This is a genomic window from Frankia sp. AgKG'84/4 (assembly GCF_023242965.2).
Classification (GTDB): Bacteria; Actinomycetota; Actinomycetes; order Frankiales; family Frankiaceae; genus Frankia.
This window is the reverse complement of the sequence record NZ_JALKFU020001213.1, coordinates 1-2,518: the sequence shown is the minus strand read 5'-3', so window position 1 is coordinate 2,518 and position 2,518 is coordinate 1. Positions and strand designations below refer to the sequence as shown.

Sequence of the window (2,518 nt, the reverse complement as noted above, 5' to 3'; positions counted from 1 at the left end):
CGGCGGACGCCGAGGACTCCCGGGACGGCACGCAACCCGCGAGCCCGTCCGGCGCGACCCTTGGCCCGCGCGGCAGCGACGACCGGTTGCGGACCTCGGTTCGGCTGACCCGCGCCGAGCGGATGGCCCGCGCCGAGCGCGGCCGCGTCCTCGGCGAGATCCAGGACGACGCGTCCGACCTGGCCGTCAGCACCCTGGAGCGGGACCCGGACTCCTGACACCGGCATAACGGAAGATCGGTACGGAGGGTGGGGAAGACGTGCGTGCGTTCGTGGCCGACGCGCAGCGGGTCGTCGTCAAGGTCGGTTCGTCGTCGCTGACGACGGCCGCCGGCGGGCTCGACGTCGAGCGCCTTGACCGGCTCGTGGCGGCGCTGCTCCCCAGAGCGGGCCAGCTCGTGCTCGTCTCGTCGGGTGCGATCGCCGCGGGTCTCGCCCCGCTCGGGCTGACCAGGCGCCCCCGGGACCTCGCCACCCAGCAGGCCGCAGCCAGCGTGGGGCAGAGTTCGCTGGTCCACAGCTACGCCGAGGCCTTCGGCCGGGCCGGGATCCGGGTCGGCCAGGTGCTGCTGACCGCCACCGACGTCGTCCGCCGAACCCACTACCGCAACGCGCGGACCACGCTGGACCGGCTGCTCGAGCTCGGCGTCGTCCCGATCATCAACGAGAACGACGCCGTGGCCACCCAGGAGATCCGCTTCGGGGACAACGACCGACTCGCCGCGATCGTCGCCCACCTCGTCTCGGCCGACCTCCTGGTGCTGCTCTCGGACGTCGACGGCCTCTATGACGCCAACCCCCGGCAGGGGCCGGCGAACCTGGTCCGAGAGGTGTACACGGACGCGGATCTCGCGGGCCTGACCGCGCGCGGCACCGGCACGGCTGGCGTCGGCGTCGGCGGGATGGCAACCAAGATCGAAGCAGCCCGGATGGCTGCCTCCGGCGGCCTGCGCGCGATCATCACGTCCGCGGCGAACGCGGCCCCGGTGCTGCGGGGCGACGAGGTCGGCACGGTCTTCCACCCCACGGGTCCGCGCCGCGCCTCTCGGCTGCTGTGGCTCGCGCACGCCAGCGCCGCAGAGGGCCGGCTCAGGCTGGATGCCGGCGCGGTCACCGCGGTCGTCCGGCATCGGGCGTCGCTGCTACCCGCCGGGGTCACCGCCGTCGACGGTGACTTCGTCGCCGGGGACCCGGTCGATCTGGTCGACCCGGACGGCCGCCCGGTCGCCCGCGGGCTGGTCGCCTTCGACGCCGCGGAACTGCCGGCGATGCTGGGCCGGTCCACGGGAGAACTCGCCGCGGAACTCGGCCCGTCCTACGAACGCGAGATCGTGCACCGTGACGATCTGGTCCTGCTCCTGCCAGCACGCTAGCCCGTGCGCCAGCCGAGCATGGCAGAACCATCCGCGGCCCGACCCCTCCGAAGAGACCAGCCAGCAGCGCGCCGGTTCTTTGATCGGCCGGACAGGACCTAGCTGAACGTGGTCTCGACGTGGCTGCCAGCGGTGCCCTTCACGACGTGGATCTGGTTCGGGATGCGTTGCCGCAGCTCGGCCACGTGGCTGACAAGACCGACGAGCCGCCCGCCGGAGCGCAGCTCGTCGAGGACGGTCATCACCTCATCGAGGCTGTCCGCGTCCAGCGAACCGAAGCCCTCGTCGATGAACAGAGTGTCCAGGCGGCGCCCGCCGGCCTCCGCCGTCACGACGTCGGCGAGGCCCAGCGCGAGTGACAGCGCGGCCTGGAACGTCTCGCCGCCCGAGAGCGTGCCCGTCGGGCGGCGCCGGCCGGTCCAGGCGTCCTCGACGAGCAGGCCCAGGCCGGCCCGGCGCCGGCGGTCACGGCGTTCCGTGCTGTCGTGGATGAGGGTGAACCGCCCGCCGCTCATCGCGGCGAGCCGCCCGCTGGCCGCGACCGCGACCTCCTCCAGCCGCGCGGCGAGCACGAAGCTCGACAACGGCATGCCCTCGGTGTTCCCACCGCGGCCGGAAGCGAGTTCGGCGAGCTGTGCCAGCTCATCGGCGTCGGCCCGCAGCGGGCGAAGCTGCGCAGATCCCTCGGCGTAGCCGGTGTGCAGGTCGGCGAGGTCACCTGCCTGCTTCGCAGTGTGCGCCGAGAGTGCCACGGCGGCCTCGTGTGCCTCGCGGGCCGCCGTCGCCGCCGCGGTGTGTTCGGCGATGGGCACGGGACTGTCCGGGTCGACCGCGAGATCGTCGTCGGCGAGGGCGGCGGCGACCGCGGCGGTCTCCTCCTGGTGCGCCCGGACCTGGGCATCGGCCGCGCTGAGCCAGGCCGGGTCGCGGCCGGCGGCGACGACGGCGTCCTGGTCGGCGAAACCAGCCCGGTGGACGAGATCGAGGGTGGTGCGCTGGGCCTGCTGGAGAGACTCGTCGGCCCGCCGCGCGGCGACGAGGGCGGTGTGCGCGCTCTTCTGGTCGGCGGTGAGCGCCGCGACGGCGGCCTGCCGTTCGGCGAGCGCGGCGGCGTCCCGCAGCTCGACCGGGAGGGCGGCGTACCGC

General features: G+C 74.2%; 3 protein-coding genes. 2 read left to right on the top strand and 1 reads right to left on the bottom strand.

Annotation, left to right across the window (positions count from 1 at the left end):
* Together MXD58_RS28865 and proB are read left to right on the top strand one after the other, a co-directional pair.
* Positions 1 to 218, top strand: a 218-nt coding sequence (locus MXD58_RS28865) for a hypothetical protein (protein WP_250611329.1), incomplete at its 5' end; no start/stop codon positions are given.
* A 41-nt stretch (positions 219 to 259) separates the two neighbouring features.
* Positions 260 to 1,372, top strand: coding sequence for a glutamate 5-kinase (gene proB / locus MXD58_RS28860; protein ID WP_248838870.1), 1,113 nt, complete (start codon positions 260 to 262; stop codon positions 1,370 to 1,372).
* A 98-nt stretch (positions 1,373 to 1,470) separates the two neighbouring features.
* On the opposite strand, the gene MXD58_RS28855 is transcribed toward proB, so the two are convergent.
* Positions 1,471 to 2,518 (bottom strand): SbcC/MukB-like Walker B domain-containing protein (locus MXD58_RS28855; protein WP_284678984.1); only part of this gene is annotated, 1,048 nt, incomplete at its 5' end.